This window comes from Clostridium sp. KLE 1755, assembly GCF_000466465.2.
GTDB lineage: Bacteria > Bacillota > Clostridia > Lachnospirales > Lachnospiraceae > Eisenbergiella > Eisenbergiella porci.
Genome location: NZ_KE992649.1, coordinates 40,880 through 67,158 on the forward strand (window position 1 = coordinate 40,880; position 26,279 = coordinate 67,158).

At 46.5% G+C, this 26,279-nt stretch carries 17 protein-coding genes; all 17 read right to left on the reverse strand.

Features of this window, described 5'->3' with window-relative positions; all coding sequences use genetic code 11:
• Window positions 1-3: 3 nt before the first annotated feature.
• The 17 genes from HMPREF1548_RS01290 to HMPREF1548_RS01375 all read right to left on the reverse strand — a co-directional run bounded on the left by HMPREF1548_RS01290 (window position 4) and on the right by HMPREF1548_RS01375 (window position 26,223).
• Window positions 4-1,713, reverse strand: a complete 1,710-nt coding sequence (locus HMPREF1548_RS01290) for an alpha-1,3-galactosidase-related protein (protein ID WP_021633842.1) — start codon at window positions 1,711-1,713, stop codon at window positions 4-6.
• 40 nt (window positions 1,714-1,753) lie between these two features.
• A complete protein-coding gene (locus tag HMPREF1548_RS01295) occupies window positions 1,754-2,584 on the reverse strand; it encodes a carbohydrate ABC transporter permease (protein WP_021633843.1) in 831 nt (276 codons plus the stop codon).
• Between the two features lie 2 nt (window positions 2,585-2,586).
• Window positions 2,587-3,513 (reverse strand): carbohydrate ABC transporter permease, encoded by a 927-nt coding sequence (locus HMPREF1548_RS01300; protein WP_051358288.1) that lies wholly within the window; start codon window positions 3,511-3,513, stop codon window positions 2,587-2,589.
• A gap of 109 nt (window positions 3,514-3,622) precedes the next feature.
• On the reverse strand, window positions 3,623-5,104 hold the full coding sequence (locus HMPREF1548_RS01305; protein ID WP_021633845.1) for an extracellular solute-binding protein: 1,482 nt from the start codon (window positions 5,102-5,104) through the stop codon (window positions 3,623-3,625).
• 318 nt (window positions 5,105-5,422) lie between these two features.
• The gene (locus HMPREF1548_RS01310; protein ID WP_021633846.1) at window positions 5,423-6,853 is read right to left on the reverse strand and encodes an ABC transporter substrate-binding protein; all 1,431 of its coding nucleotides are present in this window, start codon (window positions 6,851-6,853) and stop codon (window positions 5,423-5,425) included.
• Window positions 6,837-9,032: a helix-turn-helix transcriptional regulator gene (locus tag HMPREF1548_RS01315; protein ID WP_035320551.1), complete on the reverse strand. Its 2,196-nt coding sequence runs from the start codon at window positions 9,030-9,032 to the stop codon at window positions 6,837-6,839. Before HMPREF1548_RS01315 ends, HMPREF1548_RS01310 begins: the two co-directional genes overlap by 17 nt.
• Window positions 9,033-9,235: 203 nt before the next feature.
• Window positions 9,236-10,771, reverse strand: a complete 1,536-nt coding sequence (locus HMPREF1548_RS01320) for a sulfatase family protein (RefSeq protein WP_198168597.1) — start codon at window positions 10,769-10,771, stop codon at window positions 9,236-9,238.
• A gap of 169 nt (window positions 10,772-10,940) precedes the next feature.
• Window positions 10,941-11,873, reverse strand: a complete 933-nt coding sequence (locus tag HMPREF1548_RS01325; RefSeq protein WP_021633849.1) for a carbohydrate ABC transporter permease — start codon at window positions 11,871-11,873, stop codon at window positions 10,941-10,943.
• On the reverse strand, window positions 11,867-12,793 hold the full coding sequence (locus HMPREF1548_RS01330) for an ABC transporter permease (RefSeq protein WP_021633850.1): 927 nt from the start codon (window positions 12,791-12,793) through the stop codon (window positions 11,867-11,869). The genes HMPREF1548_RS01325 and HMPREF1548_RS01330 overlap by 7 nt, the downstream gene beginning before the upstream one ends.
• Window positions 12,794-12,868: 75 nt before the next feature.
• On the reverse strand, window positions 12,869-14,512 hold the full coding sequence (locus HMPREF1548_RS01335; protein WP_021633851.1) for a type 2 periplasmic-binding domain-containing protein: 1,644 nt from the start codon (window positions 14,510-14,512) through the stop codon (window positions 12,869-12,871).
• Between the two features lie 216 nt (window positions 14,513-14,728).
• Entirely contained in the window at window positions 14,729-16,213 is a 1,485-nt protein-coding gene (locus HMPREF1548_RS01340) for a response regulator transcription factor (RefSeq protein WP_021633852.1), read from the reverse strand.
• Window positions 16,188-17,996 carry a sensor histidine kinase gene (locus HMPREF1548_RS01345; protein ID WP_021633853.1) on the reverse strand — a complete coding sequence of 603 codons (1,809 nt, stop codon included), beginning with the start codon at window positions 17,994-17,996 and terminating at the stop codon, window positions 16,188-16,190. Before HMPREF1548_RS01345 ends, HMPREF1548_RS01340 begins: the two co-directional genes overlap by 26 nt.
• Before the next feature lie 40 nt (window positions 17,997-18,036).
• Complete coding sequence (locus HMPREF1548_RS01350; RefSeq protein WP_198168598.1) at window positions 18,037-19,800, reverse strand: alpha-L-fucosidase; 1,764 nt, start codon at window positions 19,798-19,800, stop codon at window positions 18,037-18,039.
• Window positions 19,801-20,606: 806 nt separating this feature from the next.
• A complete protein-coding gene (locus HMPREF1548_RS01360; RefSeq protein ID WP_198168599.1) occupies window positions 20,607-22,376 on the reverse strand; it encodes a glycoside hydrolase family 36 protein in 1,770 nt (589 codons plus the stop codon).
• A gap of 109 nt (window positions 22,377-22,485) precedes the next feature.
• The gene (locus HMPREF1548_RS01365) at window positions 22,486-24,282 is read right to left on the reverse strand and encodes an FAD-dependent oxidoreductase (RefSeq protein WP_021633858.1); all 1,797 of its coding nucleotides are present in this window, start codon (window positions 24,280-24,282) and stop codon (window positions 22,486-22,488) included.
• 203 nt (window positions 24,283-24,485) lie between these two features.
• Window positions 24,486-25,322: a carbohydrate ABC transporter permease gene (locus HMPREF1548_RS01370; RefSeq protein ID WP_035320553.1), complete on the reverse strand. Its 837-nt coding sequence runs from the start codon at window positions 25,320-25,322 to the stop codon at window positions 24,486-24,488.
• Window positions 25,323-25,332: 10 nt separating this feature from the next.
• Window positions 25,333-26,223: a carbohydrate ABC transporter permease gene (locus HMPREF1548_RS01375; RefSeq protein ID WP_021633860.1), complete on the reverse strand. Its 891-nt coding sequence runs from the start codon at window positions 26,221-26,223 to the stop codon at window positions 25,333-25,335.
• Window positions 26,224-26,279: the final 56 nt, after the last annotated feature.

The window sequence follows — 26,279 nt, forward strand, 5'->3', positions numbered from 1 at the left end:
TGACTAACCCCTTCTCTCCGTTTCCCTTGCGGAAATATCCCCGATAAAAATATTGTCCCCTATGTACGCATCCCCGCAAACATCCAGACATACCATGCTTCCCTGCGCATTCCAGGGATTGTACACATAGCTTCGGATAAGCCTGTTTTTGGCAAAGACCAGCCCCTGCGTGCTTCTGGCATAAAGGACCGGAACGTCAAACAGCTGAAACGTATTCTCCACAATCCGTATATTACGGTGGAAAGGGCAGGCTTTATCCGGTTTCTCCACTTCAGGATGAATACTGATAACCGCTTCTCCGCCTAAATAAGAAGAGGTAAGACAGCAATCCCCAAAATGGTTTTTCTGTATCAGCACATCCTCACAGCTTCCCGATTCATACCAGCACGATGCATCCCCGGCAATTAAAACAGCGGCGCCGGCGGATTCAAATACGTTGTTTTCTATCACCACCGGCTGCGGCGTTGTAAATAAAATACCTCTGGCCCTGCCGTTTCCGAAAAAATTATTCCGGCAGGTCAGGGCTGCCGTACAGGTGAGATTCTCAAGGGAATCCCCTTCTTTCACATCCGCCGGAACAGTTTCCCGGAACGTTATCAGGAATTCCCCGGGTGTAAGCAGCCGGTATTCTTCCGCTTCCAGACAGGCTCCCCTGCACATGCTGCCGCTTTTCAAAAAAGAAATCAGGTGCCCCTTTCCGGCCCATTCTTCAAAGCCCCTGGACTGTTCATGGACAAACCTTCCTATGATTGTATGGGCATCGGCTTTTTTTTCTATTCTTGCCGCCACACCATGCAGATTCAGGCAGTCATCCATCAGGCCATGGAAATAGCATTCCTCCACCATAACTTTCCCCCGGTTTCCTGTCAGATGGATTCCGTCGTCATGTCCTGATAAAAAGTTCCTGCCGCGCTCCTGATTCGGGCGCATCTGGATTCTGCGGAATGTCAGGTTCTCACAAAACTGCGCCAGAAACCCCAATCCGCCCGAATGATAAACGGTCATCTCTTCCATCGTTATATCTGCGCTGTCCTTCATGAAAACAGCGGCATGTATCCGTTTTCCATGACGCAGCACCAGGAAATTTCCTTCCCCGGGCCTTCTTTCAAAGTTCCCGTGAAAACGCACCAGTCCGTTAGCCAATTGTTCCTGCCAGGTAGGAGGAAAGGTATCCCCGCTCCGCCAGGCCACCTTATGTGTATGGACATCAAATTCCGTATTTCCCCATTTCCATACAGGCTCCTTCCAGTCCTCCCCCAGAAAATAAAGCGTTTTTTCTTCCACAACATAAGGAAAGCGGCTTTTGTCAATATGAACATCGATATAATCCGTGCCGCTGGTCACCACAGTTCCTTCTGCACTTAAAGGGATTTCCCAGTCAATGGAAATCCCTTTCACTATAATACCCCTGCATTTTTCAATCGTAAACGGCATGGTCTGTCCATGGAAGATAAAGCTGCTACCGTTTCCATAAAAAACAATATTTTCCATGCCATACATTTTCACAGATAAATGCCGGGGATTGCATATATCACTGTTTGACAGGTAATAATCCTGCAGCAGCGCTTCCTTAGCCCAGAAATCATATCGTCCCGGCTCCAGGCAAAATTCCGTATCCCGGGAATTCTCCTGAAGCGCTTTTAAAAGCGCCGCCGTACAGTCCGTCCCTGTATCCGGCAGCAATCCGTAATCCCTAAGCCAAACCTGTTTCATCGTCAATCTCCTTTTTATAAATGTAAACACCCCTGCTTTGTCAGCCCTTCACACTGGCGCCTGCCATTCCTTCAATAAAGCGGTTCTGGAATATCAGATATACAATCAATACGGGAATTACCGCAATACTGGCCCCTGCCAGCATTTTTTCTATCGGCGTCCCATACTGGCCATTCAAAGCTCCCAGCCCCAGCGTTATTGTATATTTCTTCACATCATTCAGCATGAGCATGGGCCACAGATAGGAGTCCCATGTCCAGAGAAACTGAAGAATTGCCAACGCTGACAGCGGGTTTTTAAACAGCGGCAGACATACCCGGTGAAATACCCGGAACTCATTCGCCCCGTCTATCCGGGCCGCCTCCATCATCTCATCCGGAATACTGCCCGCAAACTGGCGCATCATAAAGGTTCCGAACAAAGTAATCAGATTCGGGACAATCACCGCTTTATAGCTGTCAATCCAGCCAAACCACATCATCATCTGATACAAGGGTATAATATTTATGGTCGTCGGCACCATCATACAGAACATAACCGCCATAAAAATCAGGTTTTTGCCACGGAATTTATATTTCCCTAAAACAAACCCAAACAGAGAAGCCGTATACAGCTGGGCTGCCACGCAAATCACCGTAATGAATATACTGTTTGCAAAAAAACGTGCAAAGTCAAATTTTTCCCACAATACCTGATAATTTTCCAGGGTAGGCTCTTTCGGGAAAAAGGTGGGCGGAATTGCCAATATCTCAACAGGCGTTTTGAAACTGGAAATCACCATCCAGATAAAGGGAAAAAGCATACAGGCTGCAACTGCAAACAACAAAAAATATACAAGCCATAATACCGGACCTTTTTTCAATTTTCTCATAGCTAATCCTCCGCCGCATTCAATCGGAACTGAATCAATGTAAATACCAGAATAATCAGCACAAGTGCATAACCGATGGCGGAAGCCCTGCCGAAATTAAAATCCTGGAAGCCTTTTTCATATATGAGCAGCATCATTGTATAGGAAGAGGTCCCCGGGCCTCCCGGTGATTTCCCAGCTGTGCTGGTCATCAGCATAACCTGATTGAATACCTGCAGGAAATTAATCATCCCCGTCACTGCCACAAGCATGGTAGTGGGCTTTATCCTGGGAATGATTATATAGCGGAAGCACTGAAAACGGCTTCCCCCATCTATTGTCGCCGCTTCAAAAAGTTCCCCCGGGATTTCATTCAGCCCGGCAATAAAAATAATGATAGCGTAGCCGATTTCTTTCCAGACTGTCATCAATATAATACAGGGAAGGACCTGGTTTTCATCCAACAGCCACATCTGGGGAGGCAGGCCGAAAAATTCCAAAACCACATTGAATATCCCATTATTCGTATTATAGAACGCATATTTCCACAGCAGGGATACCGCCACTCCCGAGGTGATTACAGGCAAAAAATAGGTTGTTCTGAAAAATCCCTGAAATCTGGGAGACATATAAATTAATGTTGCAAATATAAGCCCCAGCGCCACGTAAAAAAAACAGGCGGCCAGCGCAAATACCAGTGTATTGGACATCGACTTCCAAAAAAGTGGTTCGCTCAGCATCCATGCATAATTGTCAAAGCCTTCAAACCGGAAAATACCTTTAATTGGCTTCCATTCAAAAAAGCTGCCGATAAAACTGTAAGCAATAGGAAAGTAATTAAATATTCCAATATAAACCAGGAGCAGCGCCATGGAAAAAAGAATCAGCCATCTTTCCTGGCGTTTTCTTCCTTTGAATACGGAAGAATGCAAGTTCTTTTTTTTATTCATCTTTATACCCCCGCTAACGCAGGCCTGCCTGCGATACTGCATTAATCAGCAATGTGCCCTCTCTGGCAAACCGGGGCAGGATATCCTCCTGCCCCGTCAATATTCTGTCTTACTTCAGATATTGTGCCAGAGAAGATTTTCTTTCTGCAGTTTCCAGCAGGGCTTCTTCCGCCAGCTTGGCATTTTCTTCATCAAATTTCTGCAGCGTTGTCTTTGCATCCTTTCCCTGGATGAAAAGCTCATCAGCCAGTATCTGATTCACGGCATCGCCAAATCCGCTTGTGCAGATACCCGTCCATACAGTCTTGTCAATATAACTTGAAATGGTAGCAACTACCTCATTCTCTGCAATCACAGGATCTTCCGCACAGGTAATTTTTGTGGGCGCTGTATAGGTTTTATCAGCCAATTCTACAAGATAACTGTCATTTGCAAAATAGAACCGCAGGAAATCCATAGCCACCGCTTTGTTTTCCGGAGACGATTTGGCATTTACCACTGCTGATACTTCCGGATTATTTCTGTCAACCACTTTTGTTTCTTCCCCGAATACGGGAGTCGGGAATACACCCCATTCAAAACTGTCGCCGACATTTCCTTCCAGCCAGCCGCCGGCCCATGTCCAGTTATACATCATTGCAGACTGTTTGTTGCCAAAACGTTCCTGGGAAGAGCCGGAACCGGGAGCAAATATTTTATCCTCCGTAATAAAGCCCTGAAGCATCTGCGCCGCTTCCAGCGCCCCGGGATTATCCATCTGGGTATGCTTTCCGTCTTCTGTGAATACGTTATAGCCCTTCTGATAATTCAGCGCCAGCAGGAAATAACCATCGGGAATGTCCATTCCGTTTACAACGATCTTATCGCCCTCCGTTTTTGTAAGCTTTTTAGCCACCTCCCGCAGTTCATCCCAGGTTTGTGGTATATCCGCTTCTGTAAGTCCGGCTTCCTTCCACATTTCCTTATTATAGAAAATAGCCCCTGTCATATCACCCACAGGAATTGTATACACCTTTCCCTCATAAATCATCGGTTCCACACCACGGAAATCCTTTATTAATGCCTGTGCCAGATCCTCCGGATAAGGTTCTGCAAGCTCAGGTATAAAATCGCCATACCAGCCCAGATGAAAGTGCATAAGATCCGGTCCGGTTCCGCTGGCTACCGCCACCGGCAGCTTAGACCAATAATCTCCCCAGCCAAGTGAATTATTGACCTCAATAGTTACATTTGGATGAAGCTCCTGATAATCTGCAATTGCCCGTGCATATCTTTGATATCCCTCCGGGCCCGGATCGTCATACCAGAAGGTAATCGTAATGTCTTCTCCATTATTTACCGGTGCCGAAGGATCATAGGTTACAGCTCCATTCCCAATCAGTTCTGCGGAAGCGGTTCCCGCATCCGTCCCAGCATCCGTCCCGGCATCCGCCGCAGGCTCAGACGTCTGTGCCTCCTCAGATGCAGCGGGTGCTGATGGTTCCGCACTCTGACTCCCCTGCGCCGCTGTCTGCTCTTTTGGACCGCATCCGGCAAGCATGGACACAGCAAGCATTCCCGTTAAAATAAGACTGATGGCTTTGTTCTTCATATAATACTCTCCCTTTCTTTGGCGGTAACTTTTTCTGACCCGGCTGCCATGGTGATTCTGCCGCCAGACTTTTTAATCCGCCTTACTGTGGTTTCAATGTAGCATGGAAAACACAGTATAAAAAGAACAGGTTTGCATTATATATTGCATAACAGATTCCTGCTATATTTTTCAAAGAATAGTGTATTTATCTATTTTTATGGTATTTTTTAATTATTTTATGTATATTATATACAATTTACATTGGCATATTTTATCTACTTTTTACAACTGCCTTGTATCATCACTCCTCCATTGCATACCAGGCCCAATAACCAGTTACTGATTCTGTCTGGTGAATTCTTCATAATACTCATAATGAATTAACTGCGGTTCAAACTGATAGCTTTTTAATATCCGGCTTACCTCATTATCCAAATTTTCAAGCATAGCTTTCCTGTCATTGCCCTGTTCCCACAGTTCCTGATTCATCAGAGGAGTCAAATATGCATATACCGCTTCCGGCACCACTCCTTTAAAAGCAGTCCGGTCAATATAAGAGGACTGTATCCGTATTACATCTCCCAGTTCCTCCATATGCTGCCTGAGGAGCGATTCCTTGGCAGGGACGATTTGCGCCTGCCTGGCCGTGCGAATCAACACGTCATCGTTGCAGAGATAAAAAAGAAGCAGATCAACAGCCGCCTCCTGCTTTTCCTGCCCTGCCTGACGGTTCAGCGCGAAGCTGCTTTCATAATTATTATAATCATAGGCAGGCGGCACATTTTCTTCCCAGGATGGAGTCCTGAAAAAGCCATATTCCACTTCCGGATAATTCTGTTCCAGATAATTTGCCACCCACGACCATCCATAAATCATGGCAGCCTCTCCCGTCCCCAGCAATTCATTGGCAGGCGCTTCAAAAGTCCTGCATACCCTTTCCTCATTACATAAAGAATTGATATAGTCCAGATTTTCCATATTCTCCGGATTATTCAGCCGGAATTGCTGTCCGTCCTGGGAAAATACGGACATCCCCTTTTGTGCCTGCATGGCAAACAGAAGACTCTGCGTTTCTCCGTTGAAATTAAAACCGTCCACAATAATATTCCCGGAAGCGTCATATTCTGTCAGTTTTCCCGCCGTCTGCTTCAGTTCGTCCCAGGTAAGCGGAATATCATCCTCTGTCAACCCAGCATTCCTCCACATTTGTTTGTTATAGAAAATCCCGCCGGTAGCGCTCCCCAGGCCCACAAAATATAATTCCCCATCTATATGGATTCCCGGCGGCTGGGATATTGCCTTCTCCATACCATCTTCTCCGAAAATTTCTGCCGGAAGAGCGCTCATATATTCCTTAAAGTCCTTTCCATAACCATTATGCATGTGGAATATGTCCGGACCATTTCCATTTTCCATCGCCAGCCGCAGCTTTATCCAATAGCTTTTCCAGGGAAAGCATGTAAGCTTTATTTCCACATTCGGCCTGTACTTCCGATATTGTTCAATCAGATAGGAATAACTCTCCTTCCAATCCTCATTTACCCACATGGTAAGTTCTACCGGTTCCCCGTTATTCACCGGATTTTCCTGAAAATAAGCAAACGTCTGATCCTCCCAGATACTATCCGGTATGCCCTGAGCACCTGCCTGTAGCTGCTTCTCTCTTTCCTGTTCCGGAGCGCCGCAGCCGGTACCGGCCATACCTGCCGCCAGAACCGCCAGAAGAATTATCACTGCCAAAAGAGTTTTTTTATTTTTGTGCTTCATCCGCTTTTTTCCCCTCTCTCCGGTATTCCGACGGCGTCATGCCCCTGTACTTTTTAAAAATTTCAATAAAAGAACGCTGCTGGTCATATCCCACTGCCTCTCCTACCTCCCAGACCTTTTTCCCGGTATTCAAAAGAAGCTCACTGGCCATTGCTATTCTTTTTTGGGTAATATATTCTTTTACAGGAATTCCTGTATAAGCCTTAAACATCTTGCTGATATAGGAAACACTGAAACCAACCTCCACGGAAAGCTGCTCCAAATCCATATTGCTGGATGCAAAATTTTTATCCAGATACGCAGCCGCGGCAGCGGCAATCTTATTTTCCCTGCCTGTTTTCTTTAGCCTGGCTTCCTCGCAAAGAGCTTCGCAGAAATGTTTCAGGTATGCTACGATATCCGATATACTGGCTGATGTCATTATTTCATTATACAGATCCGCCGGCAGCGCCTCCGGAGCATCTCCCCAACGCATTTCTTCAGCCGCCTGTAAAATATCTGTACATAAATGGGCGAACATCAGCCTGATCTGCTCCACATTTTTCACATGTTCCAAAAGGAAGGATGAAAAATCCTCCAGGCCTGTTTTTACTTCCTCAGAAAGTCCCTGCCTTAATGCGGACAAGATTACTTTTTCCGTATTCCATGGATATCTGCAGCTGTCGGCAACATTAGACGGAAGCTCTGAAAATCCAATGATTCGGGAATCCGTGAGTATAAACTGATATTCCAGGGCAGATTTTGCCTGTTTATAAAGGAACGGGATTTTTGCTGCATCCAGAGACGACACACTGTAACCGATAGCTGCATTACAATTCCCTGTATGCTCTGTTCTATCAAGAATACCGGCAAGCAGCAACTCTATCGCATCCTTATCCGCCCTTTCTTCATCAAGCCCTATAACAAGAGCCAGTTCCCGTTCATTCATTTTCACGATTTCTACATGAATCCCGGGTTCCTGCTTCGAAATTGCAGCACGGACAGCCTGTTCCATCCCTCCAAGCAGCCTCAGCTGTTCCTGATGCGCCGTCTGCGCCGGAAGCCTCTCCCCTTCCCATTCTGCTGTGAGAACCGCCACCGTGTATCTCATATTTTCCTTGAAGTCTATATGATACAAGCTAAAATTTTCATAAACAGAATCATACAGTTCAAGTTCATTTTCCAGCAGCTGCTTAAGAAAAGAATTCCGGACAATTTGTTCATTATTCTTCAGCTGTCTGAACAGAGCATCGATCGGCTTATAAAGCCTGCCGGACAGATAGCCGGATACAAGAATCCCTGCCAGTGCACACAGCAGAACCGCCGCCCCGGATGTAAAAGCCAGCACAGTAATCTTCTCATAAGCACTGTCCAGCGGCACCATATAAATATAGCTCCAGCCGGATTCCCCGGAAACCATATAGGCCGCCATATAATTTCCGTCCTCTTTCCTGCAGACAAAATTCCCCGATTCCTCGCCTGCGCTTTCTTCCTTAAACCGGGACAATATGTCCTCCTCTGGCTGTCTGTCTATCCAGATAAGTTCATTATTGGCAATATAAACCTCAGCTTTGCGGGAATTTTCCACAGTTTTCAGGCTCTGAAAAAAATAGGAACCGTCTACCGTAACAATAAGGAGCGGGGGTTCTACGATTTGGGAAGAATAACGTACCGGCACTACCATAACCCACTCTTTTCCCCCGCCTGCCAGCGTTACGCAGAACATATTATTTCCCGGAACATCCTTCCCCTTTTCATACTCTGCCGCCGCCATCTCAATGAGCCTGAAATTACTGCAGGCACTAAGCGGCTTATAGCTGGATGTGTATGTATTTACATCAATAACTGTTTTCTGCGATGGGTAATATACATAGCAGGAGGTAAAATACTGATTCATATTGAGAATCCCCGAAACCCTGTCAAACACTGCCTGCTTCGCCTTATAGTCCGTAATCATATTATAATTGGAAGCAAACAGTTCCAGTTCCGGATAACTGGAAAACGCCTTTAATGACTGACCCAGATTTTCCAGCAGCAGGTCATTTGTATTTTTCAGCTGAAGCAGGGTATCATCCGCCCGCAGCCTGGCATTCTGCATCACCATCTGTCTGCTGTTCCAATAATTTATAGTTCCCAGTCCAACTGCAATCATTAAAATTATGATACAGAAATAAAGCGCCATCCGCGTTCTGTATTTCATACTTTTCCCCCCTGCATATCCCAAGTTATCCCCGATGCATATTCCTATTTATTTATAATAGCAGAAACTATTAAAAATGTATTTCATTTTATTAAATAAATATCATTAATTGGAATCAGGCAGGTACTATTATATCATCCTGGCGCAGACACAATGCCCAACAGGAATTCCCTTGTCCATCCGCGAGAGCGCCTGCAAGCCTGCTAAACAGTAACCGGATAATTCGCATACTGCCGCCTGAACCAGCAATCCAGCCTTTCCTTCATCTGCTTCACCAACGCATCCTCCTTCCGTCCGGGATACAGATCTTCCATTTCCTTAGGATCCTCCGTCATATGGTACAGCTCGTAAATAGCCTCCTGTGGCCCATGGGCCAGCCGGATCAGCTTCCAGTCGCCCTCCCGCAGCATACACAGCGCTTTATCCCGCTGAAAACCCACGATGGAATATGTCCGGTTCTCCCAGTTTGTTTTTCTCCCCACGGCTTCTCCGGCTTTCCCCCTGTAAAGCAGTTCCTTCATACTCCGGCTCTCAATGTCCGGAGTCGCCGCCGCAAGGGACTGCCAGTCCAATCCCGCCGTCTCCAGGACCGTGGCAAAAAGGTCAACAGTATTCACAATTTCCTGTCTTTGGCAGGGCGGCTCTCCAGCCCCGCAGTCTCCATAGGCCGCCGGCTTGATAATCAGAGGAACCTTCGCACAGGAATCATACATCTGGCTCTTAAAAAAAAGTCCATGCTCCCCCAGGTTCTCCCCGTGATCCGAGGAATATATGATCATGGTCTTATCATACAGCCCCTTTTCCTTCAGACAACGCAGAAGTTTTCCAATATATGCATCAATCATCCGTACCTGGTTCAAATAGGCAGCAATCAGCTCCCTGCAGTCCGCCTCGCTTAAGCTGTCCCGCAGATGATGGTACAGCACGCCGCAATTCTCCTGAAACAACGGTGATTTTTCTCTGTATTCCTGGTAAAATGATTCCGGCAGCGTGATGTCCTCCGGAGAATAATAATCCGCATAGGGCTTTGGGACGCCGTAGGGCTGATGCGGGCCGAAATAGGAAGTGTAGAAGAAAAACGGTCTCTTTTGATCCCGGTTTTCCAGAAATTCCAGGGTACGCTTTGTCGTCCACGCAGTTTCATGCTCCTCCTCTTCCCGAAAGCAAGAGCCCATCATAAAGCGCTTGATGTCCTCATCATAAGAAGCCTCATCCTCATCAAAAATCTTTACCGGATCGATCCCCTTTGCATCAAAATAATTGTCCCGCAGCCATTTGATATACTCCGAATATTTATCCTCATTCCCGTAAACGGAATAAGGCGCATCACTGAGATGACGTACCTCAAAGCCATAATCCCTATCCGCAGGAAACAGGTGCAGCTTTCCGGCCATACCGGTTTCATAGCCGGAATCCCGCAACAGAGCGGGCAAATAGGCGTTGTTTTCCCGAAGCGGCCGCAAATTCTTTACCATCCCTGTAGCCGGGGGATATTTCCCTGTTTTCATGGCAGCCCTGGCTGGTCCACAAACCGGAGAAGGGCAATAGGCATTGGGAAAAAGAATGCCGTCTGCTGCCAGGGAATCCAGATTGGGGGTCAGATCCTTTTTCAGCGCCTCCTCTCCCAGGCAGGATAAGGCCGTCGCCTTATGCTGATCCGCCATAATCCATAAAATATTGGGCTGTCCCTTAAAAAAACTCTCCCCATCCATCGTATCTGTCACCTTATTTTCATCCATTGTCTCTGTTTTCTCCTTTTTATTCAGGGTCTTTCCGCATTTGACTCTTCTGCATTTTTTCACCTGTTTATGAAAAAATCCACGACATATCTCACGAAAAGATTCTGTCATGGATTTTTCACTATATTAATATACCCCAGCCACAAATACCGTTCAATTGGTAAAAAATCTATCCCTTTACCGATCCAACCATAACACCCTTTGTAAAATACTTTTGGATAAACGGATAAATGATTAACATCGGAAGGATACTCATCATAACCACTGCCGCCTTCAGCGTAGGCCCTGTGAGATCAACGCCCCTGCTGGCCTCGTTCATTACATTGTTGATATCCGTCATATCATTTACCACCAGAATGTTTCTCAATATAATCTGCAGCACCTGCTTTGCAGGATCACGCACATACAGCAGCGCATCCAGCCATGCATTCCAGTGGCTCACCATAATCCACAGTCCCACTGTAGCCAGCACCGGCTTGGAAAGAGGCAATACAAATTTAAAGAAAATAGTATACCAGCCGCCGCCGTCTACCTGCACCGATTCCTCAATCTCCGTAGGAATGGACATGAAGAAGTTACGCAGTACAAAAATATTCCAGGGAACAACCGCCGTAGGCAGAATCAGCGCCCAGAAGGTATCAAACAGATGCAGCTGCTGAATCAACAGGTAAGAAGGAATCAGCCCTCCTGAAAAAATCATGGTAAAAATCAACATCGTGGTAAAAAACCTGCGCGCCGGCAGATGCTTCTTGGAAAGAGGATAAGCCAGCATTGCCGATACCATCAGGCTGAAGGCTGTTCCGATAATTGCCCTGAAAATTGTATTCCGGTAGCCAACCCAGATGGCGTCATAATCAAAGGCCACCTGGAAGGCCTCCAGCGAGAACTGCTTGGGCCAAAGCTTGATTCCGCCCTCATATACCGCATAACCGCTGCTGAAGGACATAACCAGCTGCTCCCAGAAGGGATACAGGGTTACGAACAGGATAAACAGCATAAATAACACATTGAATCCGTCAAACAGCCGATCGCCCATTGACTTTTTAAACTTCTGCTTTGGCGCCCTCGGCTGGTGCCTTCCGGACTTTTCTCTGCTCACCATAACGCGTAGTCCTCCCCTCCCATTTTTCTCACAGCAGTATTGCTTACCAGCATCAGCACCATACATACGATGGATTTGAACAATCCGATGGCAGTGGAATAGCTGTACTGCAGGTCCTCAATACCCTTCCGGTATACATAGGTATCAATAATGTCCGCCACATCCATAACGTTCGTATTGTACATATTAAATACTTGATCAAAACCTGCATTCAGGATGCTTGCCGAATTAAGAATTAACATGATGCAGATAACAGGCATAATGGAGGGAATGGTAATGCTGACAATCCTCCGGAAACGGGACGCACCGTCCACCCTGGCCGCTTCATACAGCGTCGGATCAATACCCGTAATCGCCGCCAAATAAACGATAGCGTTCCAGCCAAAGGTTTTCCACACATCCGATATAATCAGGATTCCCCTGAAAATACTTTCGTCTGTCAGGAAGGACTTGGGCGTCCCTCCAAAAAAGCTATAAATGGTATTCACAATTCCGTCCATGGACAGCACGGAGGAAACGATCCCCGACAGTACAATCCATGAGATAAAGTACGGCAGATAAGAGGTGGTCTGTACCAGCTTTTTAAACTTCTGGTTTGTTATTTCGTTTAACAGAACCGCAAATACCACCGGTGTCACAAAGTTGAAAAGCAGCTTATAAGCGCTGATTATCAGTGTATTCCCCAACACCTGGTAAAAATAGGGATCTGTAAATGTCTTCTGGAAATGCTTCAGTCCGACCCACTCACTGCCAAAGATCCCTCCCACGAAGGTATAGTCCTTAAAGGCTATGACTATACCTACCATGGGAATGTACATAAATACTATTAACAACGCCAGTCCCGGCAGCATCAAGCTGTATAACTGTCTGTGTTTCATTACTTCATGAAACGAAGAACGCTTCTGGATGGCCGCTTTCATAATTTCTTTCCTCCAATTCCATCGCCTGCTGCATAATTACCGCCGGGAACCCGCGATATCAGGCTGCTCTGCTAATTATTTTTCGCCCCATGTTACGTTATTCAGGCCGAGCTTTTCAAAATAAACCTGAGCCTCTTCCATAACCTCCGTACCGCCTGCCGCATTCCATTCTTCCACGAAAGCATCAAATTCGGCCAGATCCCTGTCTCCTGTGATGAAATCAATCAGATTCTTGGATACGATTCTTTCCAGGGCTTCCTTCTTCTCCTGGTAAACCGGTCTGGGCGCAGGGCCTAAAACATCATATTTGCCAACACAATTGCTGATTGCTGCCTCTCTCACATCCGCATACTGGGCAGGCTTTAATTCGAAATCAATGTCATAATCGCAGAATCCGTCCACCACGTCGGAGGTAGAAAGCCCATACTCTTTTCTTGTCTCCATATCATCATAGGGAGGCAGCCATTCCACATTTCCATTAGCATCCAGCTGGTAAGTCTCGCCTTCCGTACCAATGGTCAGTTTCTTCTGTTCCTTCAGCATATAATCGCAAAGCTGAAGGTATTTCTTTAACTTTTCAGGCTGGCTTTCCAGTTCCTTACTGAATACAACACCTGCGTTTACGATCGGACTGTCCTGTCCCACGCCTCTTTCTCCGTCAGGCCCTGCGGGAGGGAGAATGGTAACCACCTTGGCATTGGGATTCTTCTCCATAAGAGGGTCATAATATTTTCCGCCCCAATAGGCTTCTCCTGTAATTGCATGGTAGAATGCGCCTGTGGTTACAGCAGCCTTTTCAGCGGTCCATTTTTCACGCTTCTTTGTCTCGTCATCGATTACGAATTCAGGATCAATCAGTCCTTCCTCATACCAGCGGTGCAATACCTCCAGCGCCTGCTTTGCTTCCGGTTCCACAGCGCCGTAGACTACCTTGCCGTCTTTTTCTGTGAAAATCTGAGGATACAGGCCGAATGCGCCGAATACACAGTCATAAATCCCCTTGAAGCCTGCTGCTCCCATCATAGGGGCAATATTCTTTGTTTCTTTTATTTTCAGCAGCGCAGCCTCCCACTCCTCCAGGGTATCGGGAAGCTTGGTTACTCCGGCTTCCTCCAGCATATCCTGACGGATAACCATGGTGTTGAAGGCAGGCCCAATGGTCCAGATACTGGGAACGATGTAGTTCTTACCGTCAATTGCATAATAATCCCAGGAGCTTTCACCATACAGGTTGTCCTCAATCCAGCTTGCGATTGTGGGTGCTTCACTCTTAATCATATCCACCGGGATTTCAGCCAGCAGCCCCTGCTGTGCGTAAGCATAATAATCAGGGAATTTTACGTTCGGGATAAAATCAGGGAAATCACCGGACGCAATCTGCAGGTTCATTGCCTTCCTTATATCATCTGCGGTTCCTGTCGGCTCCGGAATGAGCTTTATCTTTACATTCAGTTCCTTCTCGATTTCCTTAATCAGGAGGCTGTTTTCATATACTTTATCGTCGGTGGACAGATCCACCATACACTCCAGCTCCATGGGCTCGCCGCCCTCTTCTCCCGCAGCTGCCTCAGATCCTGTGCTTTCCGCTGCCGTTGTGGATGCCGCGCCGCTTTCCTTTTCCGCAGCCGTATTTCCCGCAGTTTCTGCAGGAGCTTTGCCGCAGCCGCCCAACAGAGTGGCAACCGCAAGTACTAATGCCAATACCTTTTTCTTTTTCATACCCCACTACTCCTTTACAAATGATAGGTTCGTTTTGTTTCATGTTCCATTATAAATATTTTCCTATTTATTTGAATGATAAAATATTGCATGAATTTGATGTTTTGTGTCATTTTTTGTACCATATAACAATACACGCAACATAAAACGGCATATATTTATGTTTCTTTTAGAAAACATTTCCATATGCCGTTTGTTTTACCAAATATTAAGTTGTCATTTTGTCACTTTTGCCATATTTTCATTTTTCCCCATATTACGATACTCTGATGGGGAAAAACCCGTTTCATCCTTGAACAGCCTGGAAAAATGCTCCACATTGTGGTAGCCCAGTCGTTCACAGATTTCGCCGATCCGCAGGGCTGTCCCGCCCAGATATTCTTTGGCCTTATCTATTTTCAGGGCATTCACGTAACGTTTGAAGGTAATACCATTTTCCTTCACGAAGATTCTGCTCAGGTAATTGCCGCTGATGCCGAATTTCCTGGCAATACTCTTCAAATCCAGCTCCTTGTCGTAATTGGCATCAATATATAGGCGTATTCTCTCCACCAGTCCCTCCGTCCCACTCTGGGGATCAATGGAACACAGCATCTGCAGATGCTCCCTTAGCAAGGACTTCATTTTATTGTACTCGTCGTTTTCCTCCAGGAGCGCAAAGACGTTCTCCGTCTTTTCCTCCAGCACAGATTCAGGCATACCCGCATCCCGGAGCTGGTAATTCAGATAGAGCAGAAGCTCCCTGATCCCCTCCTTTAATTCGGAATAGGGCATATTCCACTTACGGTACGCCTCCAGGACATCCAGGATCTTATCCCTGACATTATTCCTGTCACCCTGGGAAAGATTGTTTTTGATATAATGCCTGCACATATCCAGGGCCACCGGCTCCAACGCCTGCACATTACTCTCCCTTGCCGGGATATCTACATAGGAAATAACTGGTTCATCAGAATAGAAGGAATAGTTCACCGCCTTTTCCGCTTCCTCCAGAAGCACCTCCATCCGTTCCGGATAATCCGCCGTGCTGGATCCTCCCAGAATACGATAGGGCATCCGTTTCATTTCATCTGCAATCTGCTCCATCTTCCTTTGGGATGCCTGCTGATCTGCAAAAAGAAATATGGCCTCCCCCTGTCCGGTATTGTATTTTCTCTCCGTGGAAAAGCGGCCGATAAAAGCATTAAATTCCGATAAATAGCTTTTGTTTACAATGCGCAAAAGCATCAGCCGGACGCGCTCCTGTTCCCTTCCCTCCGCCTCCTGCAACAGCATCCGGAGACGGGAAGCCAGGGGCTGCTCCGTATTCCCGGCGCTTTTTTTCATTTTAATTTCCAGGGACAGCCGGGACAATACCTCCGCTGTCTGTGGGGAATCTATATCGATTTTCGTCAGATAGTCAAAAATCCCCACCCGGAAGAAATCCCTCACCAGCTCAAAATCCCGATAAGCGCTGAGCACCACAAATTCCGCCGGATAGTCCATGCGCTTTAATTCCCGCAGCAATGCCATGCCGTCCATCACCGGCATCATGATGTCGCAAATAACCGCATCCACCTCGTTCTCCCGGATATATTCCAGCGCCTGCTTTCCGTTGTAGAAGGTCCCAATAATGGACATGCCATATTGTTCCCATGCGATGGAGCTCTCCAGCATTTGTAGCAGGAAAGGTTCATCATCCACCAGTATAACCCTTATCATCTGATCCCATCTCCCAATTATCAAACCTCATCGGCAAAACAATAGTCACCCTCGTCCCTCCTGTTTCCACAGGCGCGATACAAAAGCTCCCCTCTCCTGCATACAGCAGCTCTATCTTCTTAATCACACCGGGCAGGGCAATATTGGATAGTCCCTTTCCCTTTACATGCACCGGGCTGTCCGTCCTGATTTTTTCCAGATCCACGCCCACGCCGTCATCCGTGATCTCTATGAGCATCCTTCCCTCCTGCTGCCTTAAGACAATGCTCACCGTCCCCTCACAGCCCCTGGGATTCAGCCCGTGTATTACCGCGTTCTCCACAAGCGGCTGGAGAATGAAGTTGGGCATATAGCATCCCATCACTTCAGGATCCACCTCCACCAGGAAGCGGATTCTATCCTTTGTCAGCACACTCTGGATATGTATATACTGCTTCAGATTATCCAGCTCCTCCGCCACTGTGATGAATCTGCCGTCCCGGTTCACCGTGCTGCGCAGTATTTTCACCAGGGCAGTAATCATGTCCCCAATCTCCTTCTGATGGTTCTGAAGTGCCATGTACTTAAGGGCCGTCAGGGTGTTGAATATGAAATGGGGATTGATTTCCGCCTGGAGCTTGTCCAGCTCTATCTTTGTTTTCACATCGGAAATTTCCTCCAGCTCATTATGGATCGTCTCGTTTTCCCTGGATAAATTGATAATTTCCGAACTAAGCTGCATGGCCTCGTAGCAGGGATATTTTCCCAAATCAATGTCCGTCTCCGGATCCGCCTTAATCTCGTTCACCAGTCCGATCAGATACTGCAGGGGCCTGGAAATCCTCCGGTAAATAACCAGGAACATAGCCAGGAAAAAAGCGAAGCAGCACAGCAGCACGGTGCCCCCCAGGATACTGCTTTTGGCAATGTTGGCGATTATCCGGTTGGAAGGAATAATCTTCACCACATACCAGCCCTGTGCATTCTGTTCAGATATTACGGGAAAATACAGTTCATTCCCCACCCTGCAGAGTTCATTTTCCTTCCGTCCCTCATCCATCACCTTCCGGTTCAGCTCCATCAGAAGCTCTCTGTCCTGCGCAATATCATTCTGCACCAGGGTAAGCAACGGTTTCCCCGCAGCATCGGCAAGGTACATCAGTTCCTGCTCCCCATCTCCCACGGACATATCGAAGAAATCATTCAACACCTCCACATAGAGTACACCCATTTCCTCCAGAGTCTGGATATCATAGATTTTCCGGGCGGCTATCAGGCTTGTCCGGGATGTACCTTCTTCCGTTTCCTGCCTGGTAAACCAGCAGAGCCTGCCGCCCGCTTCCACGGTTTCATGAAACCAAAAGGAATTGTCCACCTCTTCAAAATCCAGATAATCAGACTCACCATAAGTCAGAACCTTATTTTCCTCATTCACAATCACCACGCCTCTGATATTCAAATTATACATGGTGTTATAGGTAATAAGCTCTCCCATTTTTTTATAGCTTTCATGCAGATCAAAGCCATACTGCTCCACACTGCTTTTTATCAACAGATCCCGATATTCATTGCTGGAAGCAATTGTCAGCATAAAATTCTGGATATTATATACCTGCTTTTCCACCGACCGGCTCACCAGCTCCACGATTTCCTTACCGGGATTGACCATTTCTCTCTTAATGCTGTTGATATAAAAGAAAACCTGCGCCACACTCAACAGAATATAAGGAATAACCACCAGAAAAACAAAATAGGAAATGAGAATCTTCCTTGATGTGTAATAAGTATTCTTTTTCGTGAACATATGGCTGTACCCCTCATCCGCCCCATCGCGGCCCTGTATCCTACTGTTCCTTTACCGTCCTTTTTAAGAGCACCCTGGTTACAAGGAAACCAGCCTTCTCTTCCGGATTACATTTGCACAGATGAAGCTCCAGATGATTCCTTCCCTTTTGGAGCTCCAGCCTTCCCAGAAGAGATAATTTCTCGTCAAAATAACGGCTGTGGGCATTGGTTACCTTTTCTCCGCAAGCTAACACAGACGTTATCCTCTGCGCCCCGCATATGGCCTCTGCCTCATGCCCGCCCACCCAGGGCTGGTATTTTGCAGATCTGGTCTGCACATATACTTCGTATATTCCCGTATGGTTCATTTCGAAATTCCAGGAAACAAAATTCTCTGTATCAAACCAATTCAGGATATTTCCGTTGGGATCCACACAGAATTCCGTATCCAGGAGAATATTGTTCTTCTCCGCCGCGGCCGAGGCTTCCTGTCCCTCCAGGGAGCTTTCATGGCCCCCGTCCGTCAGCTTATGAAGCGCCGCCATATGGGAAAAGAGGGAAACCTGGCCGTCAGGAAGTTCGAACAGCCCCTGCTTCACGCCAGGTTCTCCGTCCAGTTCCACGCCTATTACATCATAGCATGGATTAGTGGAGGATGGAATCCGCAGCTGCACCAGTTTTCCGTTATCCTCCTCCGTTACAGTAAAGGGTACCTCCACTTTTCCATTCTCCTGAATCAAATAAGCGTTTTTCACTTCATTTTCCAGGCCAGGAAGCGCCAGGTTGTCCATATGCTCAAACAGATACAGGTACAGCCTGTTCCCCTTCCGGGAGATTCTTCCCCAGGGAAAATCAAAATCATAGGGTGTGGCCTGTGTGCCGTACACAGCTTCCGCATTCCTGCTCACCCATTTTCCCATTTCCTCCAGGATTTCCACGCTTTCTTTCGGGATCGAACCATCAGGCTTTGGCCCAATATTCAGCAGGTAGTTCATTCCCTTGCTCAACAGCTCAATCAGCAGACGCAGCAACTCCTCCGGGCTTTTCCAGTTCTGGTCATAGGCGCTGTAACCCCATTTATTATTCAGGGTAGCCGGAGTTTCCCAACGTCCGGGCAGCCTGCCTGAGGGGAACTCATTATCCCCCATACAGCCATAATCCCCAACTGTCTGATCCATGTGGATTCTTCCGCTCACCAGGCAGTCGGGCTGGAATTTTTCCACCCATGCCTTAATTTCCCGGCTTTCCTCTACAGTCATCCCCCTGGGCATGTCGAACCATACCATGCCTATTTCACCATATTCCGTAAGCAGCTCCTTCAGCTGAGCCTTGCACTTTCCATCCAAAAACTGTCTGAATACCTTACCCGCCTCCGGATAATCCCAAGTATTTCCAAAGGCGTCAGGATCCTCCCAGTCCAGGGCATGGCTGTAGTACACACACATTTTCAGTCCGGCCCTGCGCACTTCCTCCGCCAGTTCCCTTACTACATCCCTGTGGGACGGCGTCATTTTTACGACATTATAATCACTGTATGTACTGTCATACATGGCAAATCCGTCATGATGCTTCGCGGTAATACACACATATTTCATTCCGGCTGCTTTGGCAAGCCGGGCGTATTCCCTGGCGTCAAATTTCTCCAGCGTCAGTCCCTCCGCCAGCTGTTTATACCGTTCCAGCGGGATCTGCTTCCGGAACTGCATCCATTCCACCAGTGTGGGGACTACCTCGCCCTCCCAGGCGCCCTCCGTTACCGCATAGATTCCAAAATGAATAAACATTCCGAATCTGGCCTGCTCCCACCAATCCATGTTTTTCATATATATCCCCCAATCCGTATGCTTCCTTTGCATACTTCCTTTTTCGCCGGGCATGCTTCCCGACAGTTAAATTCAGTATAGCAAAGGCAATTTTTAAAAGGAATGATGATTCTTTGCAGGAAATCAGGGGGGAGAACACAAAATATCAAAAAAGCGGCTCCTCTACACCCCTGACCCGGGTATAACAGGAGCCTTCTCCAGTAATGGCAGCCTCATAAGCCCCCGGTTGTAATGAAGAGAACCTGAACACTTGCCGGTATATGCGTTATTAGAAGGAATCATATAATTCCCAAGTAAAATAGCGGCGATAAAATCAATTTCCAGCTGTTTCCTTACTTCCTTACCGTATTTATTTCGTTCTCTGGATTCTACAACTCCCACATTATCTAATACCGGTAATCATTTTAACAAATCCATTGTGTTTTCGATTAATTAATCTCTCCAATTACACATCTCTTTTATTTCCATATCTCTGCCACGCTAAATATTTTTGCCACAAACGTCACTTTTATTAATTGTATTCTACTGTTCTATAAATGAGCAAATTTGTAATTTCACAAAAGCTATAAAAAGTGGCCTGAAAAATAAGACATCAGTCCTTCCTCAAGGGAAAGCAGGTTTTCCACAAAATATTCCAGATATCCGCAAAATCTCCTGTGGTTTCAGGTTCATTTTTTTGCTATGTTTTTCAGCCTATAAATCAAAAGCTTTCTTCGCCCCTTGCATCTCCGGGGGAAAATATTGTTACGGATAAAATCATGGAAGTGCTGGAGGTATACGACAAATGAAATATCCCCTATCCGGGATTAACATTTAAAAGGCTCCTGCTTATTGGGGCAGACGAGCTCCAAAACTCTGGCGGAATGAGGTCTTACCTTTTTCAGGACAAGCCTTCCGCCGCATGCTTCCAGCCTTTCCTCCGTCCAGTAATCGGAGATCTGATATTCCTCTTTCACTGGAAACATATAATCCTTCTCTTCCTCTCCATAGTTAAAGAAAAACAGCAGCTCCCTGCCCTCTGACAGCACAGCCTTTCCCACTTCGCATTCCTCATCCTCAAACTGCGCTGCAACACCGGTGGGAGGAAGCAGCTTACTGGTACGGATATCGTTCTCCCTTGTCTGCTTCGTGATATCATCCCCGGACAGAGCCATGCCGCCTGAGGCCAGCACATAGGCGGCACAGAGGAGAAATTCATCCTCCGTTACCTTCCCTTTGACAAGGCTTCTTCTGCCCGCAGGATCCACCATCTCTTTTTCATGGTTCTCCAGCACAAACGCATCCGGATCGTTGATCCAGAGTCGGTTATGCTGCCAGTTTCTGTGAAAGCATTCCTGCGCCAGACTGTAAAATCTTTCATAGCTTCTGCTGTTGTCATTGGTAACTCTCATTCCGTGAACCAGACCCAGGGACGGCCACATGGGCGCATTGCATCCCAAAAGAAAGCTGTCTCTTCCAGCGCCCTCCAGAATCGCCTCCATGCCCATACGGTATGCCTCGATGCAGGTTCTGTTTTTCTCGTGGTGACGACCAAAGGGGAGCGCTCCCCACATATTCGCATCCAGCTTGAAATAGCGGATTCCCCATTCTTCCTTCATCACTCTGAAAACATGAGTCAGATATGCCCTTGCCCCAGGATGAGTTCCGTCCAGCATATACCAGGGACCGCATCTCCAGCCGCCGAAGGACACCCTGTCGGAAGCAAGCGGCTTTCCTTCCCCATCCGTTACAAACCAGTCCGGATGCTCCCCAAACAGCTTTGATCCTTCCTCTGCAATAAAGGGAGCAACCCAAATCGCCGGTTCAAAGCCTGCCTTTTTGATGACTGCACATATTTTCCTGATTCCGCCGTTAAACTTATCGGTAACAGACAGCCAGTCGCCCATATGGGGCTGATATCCATCATCAATCTGAATATACTTTAACGCCAGTCCCCGTTCTTTGATTGCCATCATATTAGCACAGATATTTTGTTCTGTAATATTCGGCCCATACACAAGCCAGGAGCACCAGCCTGTGGGAATTTCTTTAATTTCCAGCATAGGATGGTTCTTACAGATCGCTTCGCCAAAGGCCTCCAACACCTTGTTCTTATCGCCGCTTTCCATAAAAAACTGCTCCAACGCAATGGTTTCCCCCGGCTGCAATACGATGTCTTCACAATTCAAAAGGATATGCAGCTGTTCCTTATTAAATCTGAAAATCCCGCCAAATCGATGGCAGGAAGCAAATCCCAGAAGCAGCGCCTCCCCAACCGCCGGAGTAAAAAGGAGCATATTGTAGCACTGGTTCCATCCCTCCTTCACAGGAAGTCTATAGTGCTCATGATCACCGTGTTTTCCAAACATGGTAAAATCGCCCACGGTTCCCTTATACTGTGCCAGCTTACTGTAGCCTTCCCCATAACAGGGCGTATCGGACTGAAACATCATTCTGCCGCTGTATACGGTAATTTCGCCTGCCGTTACAGGCTCCCCGGTGGGATTATGCAGTGACAAGTCACAGCTACTGCCCTCCCAGTCCGCCTGAAGCAACAGACGGCTTTCCGAGTTTAAAGTAAATTGAAGTCTGTTCATTTTTCCCTCCATTTTTAGCAGTATTTTACTAACCAGTTCCCCCTCCGGAACAGGCGCAGAATTCATCATATACTTTTCTCTGCTGTAGTCCGACGGATTCCTGTTTTTATTATTCTATCAGCTCCAACGCATACACCCTGGCCGTCTTGCTCCCCCAGGAAGCCTTGGGGATAAATTTTAGCTGCTTTACCATCCTATTCAGAGGCACACGGTTTTGCTGCTGATAATTTCCATTCTCCTCCCAGACCTTTTCCCAGCGTCCGTTTCCCATATCCACCCAGACTTCATAGACTCTCACAATCGTACCAGGTACGTTGATCGGGCTGTCATCAAGACAGGTATTGCATTTCATCGGATATCTCTTCACATACCACTTCTGGTTTTCCCAGGTAACACGTTTTAAATCACTGTCAAAAACAATTCTCAGACTGCCTGCTTGTCTCGGTTCGGGCAGTGTAAGCAGCAGTTCGCTGCCCAACTGGCCTTCCCATGCATGATCCACTCCGTCTGCCCTGCGCTCCATTCCATCCAGCAGAACCGGAACACTGTGTCCGCCGCAGGAAATCTCTGCCTCCTCCATAATGGGGAAAAATTCTCTCCGGTGCCAGGGAAGGTAACAGCCATCTTCTATCAGTTCCTGTTGCAGCACAGAAATATATTTCGGATAAATCTGTCCGGGCCGAACTCCCTTTTGCACAGCCAACGCTGCAGCAGTTCCAACTGCCTGGCCCAGCACACCGCAGGTTGCCATCACACGGGTGCTGGAATTAGCGGTGTGGGTAGCGCTGATATTGCGTCCTGCAAACATGAGATTATCAATATTTGCAGAATACAGGCAGCGATAAGGAATTCCATAAGGGGATGGTGCAGCATGGAAAATATTTGGTTTTTCCCTGGTCTGAAAACCTCTGGGATCATGGTCATCCATCGTCCATCCGCCATATCCGATCAAATCCTCAAATCGCCCCTGCTGACGAACATCGTTCTGCGTCAGGATATGTGCGCCCACATACCTTCTGCTTTCTCTTTTCCCCGGCAAAAATCCCATCCATTCTAAATCCCAATGCTTTGCATTCAACACTCCGCTGTTTTTAATAAAATCCCATACGCCATAGGCAATCCGGAGCAATTCATCACGCAGCTCTTCCGTATCGTGTATCGTATCCTGCGTTCCGCCGATTTCCATCCACCAGAAATTATCCTCCCTCCATTTATCCGGTGAATCCAGCTCCATGCGATATGGAAAATCTTCCTTTGTATAATGATATGCCCATTTAGGTGCAATAAACCTGACCGGCCTGTTTGTCTGTCTGGCCTGCATGAGACAGGAAAGTCCCATAGTACAGGAATCCTCTATTTGGGGCGCTATATCCTCTCCGAACTCCTCCCTGCTTTCTCTGCCCATCCGCCAGGAGGCTCCAGTAAGCGGTGCCAAAATACTGTCCCCGGAACAGTCCGCAAAAATTCCTGCATGTACACGATGAAACATCTGTGTGGTAAGCTGCCATCCGGTTACGGAACAGATATGTTTCCCCTCCATCTGTGCATCCAGGCAGGAGCAGTTCAGAAGAAGCTCAAGGTTCTCTTCCTGCTTTACTTTTTCATAAAGTACGCTGTCCCAGATAGAAAAATTCATGTTCGGATTCCGATAACAGTTTTCCAGGGCAATCTCCTCCACCAACCCTGTTTCTCTTACATCCTCTCCATTTGCTCCGCGAATCCACATCCGTATTTCACTGGATGCGTTCCCCCCAAGTACCGGCCTATCATGCATCAGTACGACCTTTATTCCCCGTCTTGCCGCAGAGATCGCAGCGCACATCCCTGCAAGTCCCCCGCCCACTACACATAAGTCTGCTTCATGCTCCTTTATCATAAATCCTTCTTTTTCGCTTTTTCTAATCATTTTTGTGTGTTCCCCCCTATCCCTGTTAATTTTCAATCTTTACTCCGGTTTTGTTGCCGATTTTCCAATTAATTTTTTTCGTCTGCCTTAAGCATCCCCGGCGGCTCCTTTACATCTGCCTGAGATGCCCCCCCATTTTATGACAAAACAGCCATGTTGGAAACACTGTACCCCCAAAATGCCTGCTCTGCGGAGGGGCTATCTTATCCTTTTACACTTCCACTGGTAAGACCTTCAATAAAATATTTCTGGCCCGCAATAAATACTAAAATAATGGGGATCAATGCTATCGTAGAAGCGGCCATAATCAGGTTATCCTGTGCAAATCCTGCATCATCAATAAAGTTAGTCAGCCCAACCGTCAATGTGTATAATTCATCTTTTGTAAGAAAAATCAGCGGTGCTTCGTAATCATTCCATCTCCATACAAAGTTCAAAATGACTACTGTTGAAACTGCCGGTTTAGCAAGTGGAAGCACCAACTTCCGAAAAATACAAAATTCTCCGAGTCCTTCTACTTTTCCTGCCTCAATAATTTCATTTGGCACATCCAGAAAATACTGCCTCATCAGGAAAGTTCCCAGCGGCGTAAACAATCTTGGCAGAATCAACGCCCAAAGTGTATTGAATATTCCCATACTCTTGAACAGGATAAACTGCGGTACCATCAACACCTGAAAAGGAACCATCATGGTTACCAGATATAGCATGAACAACTGATCTCTGAATTTAAACTCCATTTTTGCAAATGCATAGCCCGCCAACGATGATGTAATGACTGTTCCTATTACAGACAATACCGTTGTAATCACAGTATTCTTTAAATATGTCAGGAAAGAAGGATCTCCTTGGAATAACACCTTTTTATAATTATTCAGAGACATATTCTCTGAAATAAGTTTTGGCGGGAATTCATGAATCTCATTCAATGGCTTAAAAGAGCAAAATACCATCCAAATAAACGGAAACAAAATCAATAATGCAAATAGGAATACCAAAATGGTTAATACAATTTTTTTTATTGTTTGTTTTCTTTTCATTTTGTCTCCTTCACATATCATCTTCATGCTTTCTCTGAACTTTCCACTGGAATACTGTGACAAGGAAAATAATTATAAGTAAAAACCACGCCATAGCAGAAGCATATCCCATTTTATTATATCGGAAACCTGAGCGATAAATATAATGTGCCAGTACCGTTGTTGATGTTCCGGGTCCTCCGTCTGTCATAATATTAATCTGTCCGAACACCTGGAAGGAACTGATAATATTCGTAATTAATAAGAAAAAAGTAGTGTTTCTCAGCATGGGGACTGTTACATAGAAGAACATCTGTGCAGAAGATGCACCGTCTATCCGGGCGGCTTCATACAAATCCTTGGACACCGACTGGAGGCCCGACATATAAATAATAGTATTATACCCCAGTCCCATCCAGATTCCTATCATTATTACTGCAGGAAGCGCCCAATGGGGATCACCCAGCCATCCTGGCGGGTCTGTAAATCCAATATTACGAAGTAAATTATTCAGGATACCCTGGGATGGGTTCAAAATCAGCATCCAGATTGCAGAAATTGCAACAACACTTGAAATATAAGGCACAAATACCATAACCCGAATTGCAGTCTTACAATATACTTTATCATTTAAAATATTGGCGAGTAAAATACTGCCTCCCAAAAGTACGGGAATTGTCACCAATGTGTATATCACATTATTGGTCAACGCTGCTTGAAACCACTTATCCCTGAACATATCAGCAAAATTTTTCAGGCCTACAAATTGGGTCCCGGCAAATCCCTTATAAATATTAAAATCCGTAAATGAAACTATCAGTGATGCTAAAACAGGAATTAATATAAAAACCAAAAATCCTATAAAATTAGGGGCAATAAATAGATATGGCACAATGTTGATTTTCTTTTTCTTCTTTCTCATATATTTATTTCCTCAAAAATAGCTGCATGACCAGAAAACTGCCTGGTCATGCAGCC

What these genes read in the sequence shown, in the direction of transcription:
- HMPREF1548_RS01290 (WP_021633842.1), bottom strand. Translation starts at nt 1,713, where the DNA reads ATGAAACAGGTTTGGCTTAGGGATTACGGATTGCTGCCGGATACAGGG.
- HMPREF1548_RS01295 (WP_021633843.1), bottom strand. Translation starts at nt 2,584, where the DNA reads ATGAGAAAATTGAAAAAAGGTCCGGTATTATGGCTTGTATATTTTTTG.
- HMPREF1548_RS01300 (WP_051358288.1), bottom strand. Translation starts at nt 3,513, where the DNA reads ATGAATAAAAAAAAGAACTTGCATTCTTCCGTATTCAAAGGAAGAAAA.
- HMPREF1548_RS01305 (WP_021633845.1), bottom strand. Translation starts at nt 5,104, where the DNA reads ATGAAGAACAAAGCCATCAGTCTTATTTTAACGGGAATGCTTGCTGTG.
- HMPREF1548_RS01310 (WP_021633846.1), bottom strand. Translation starts at nt 6,853, where the DNA reads ATGAAGCACAAAAATAAAAAAACTCTTTTGGCAGTGATAATTCTTCTG.
- HMPREF1548_RS01315 (WP_035320551.1), bottom strand. Translation starts at nt 9,032, where the DNA reads ATGAAATACAGAACGCGGATGGCGCTTTATTTCTGTATCATAATTTTA.
- HMPREF1548_RS01320 (WP_198168597.1), bottom strand. Translation starts at nt 10,771, where the DNA reads ATGGATGAAAATAAGGTGACAGATACGATGGATGGGGAGAGTTTTTTT.
- HMPREF1548_RS01325 (WP_021633849.1), bottom strand. Translation starts at nt 11,873, where the DNA reads ATGGTGAGCAGAGAAAAGTCCGGAAGGCACCAGCCGAGGGCGCCAAAG.
- HMPREF1548_RS01330 (WP_021633850.1), bottom strand. Translation starts at nt 12,793, where the DNA reads ATGAAAGCGGCCATCCAGAAGCGTTCTTCGTTTCATGAAGTAATGAAA.
- HMPREF1548_RS01335 (WP_021633851.1), bottom strand. Translation starts at nt 14,512, where the DNA reads ATGAAAAAGAAAAAGGTATTGGCATTAGTACTTGCGGTTGCCACTCTG.
- HMPREF1548_RS01340 (WP_021633852.1), bottom strand. Translation starts at nt 16,213, where the DNA reads ATGATAAGGGTTATACTGGTGGATGATGAACCTTTCCTGCTACAAATG.
- HMPREF1548_RS01345 (WP_021633853.1), bottom strand. Translation starts at nt 17,996, where the DNA reads ATGTTCACGAAAAAGAATACTTATTACACATCAAGGAAGATTCTCATT.
- HMPREF1548_RS01350 (WP_198168598.1), bottom strand. Translation starts at nt 19,800, where the DNA reads ATGAAAAACATGGATTGGTGGGAGCAGGCCAGATTCGGAATGTTTATT.
- HMPREF1548_RS01360 (WP_198168599.1), bottom strand. Translation starts at nt 22,376, where the DNA reads ATGAACAGACTTCAATTTACTTTAAACTCGGAAAGCCGTCTGTTGCTT.
- HMPREF1548_RS01365 (WP_021633858.1), bottom strand. Translation starts at nt 24,282, where the DNA reads ATGATTAGAAAAAGCGAAAAAGAAGGATTTATGATAAAGGAGCATGAA.
- HMPREF1548_RS01370 (WP_035320553.1), bottom strand. Translation starts at nt 25,322, where the DNA reads ATGAAAAGAAAACAAACAATAAAAAAAATTGTATTAACCATTTTGGTA.
- HMPREF1548_RS01375 (WP_021633860.1), bottom strand. Translation starts at nt 26,223, where the DNA reads ATGAGAAAGAAGAAAAAGAAAATCAACATTGTGCCATATCTATTTATT.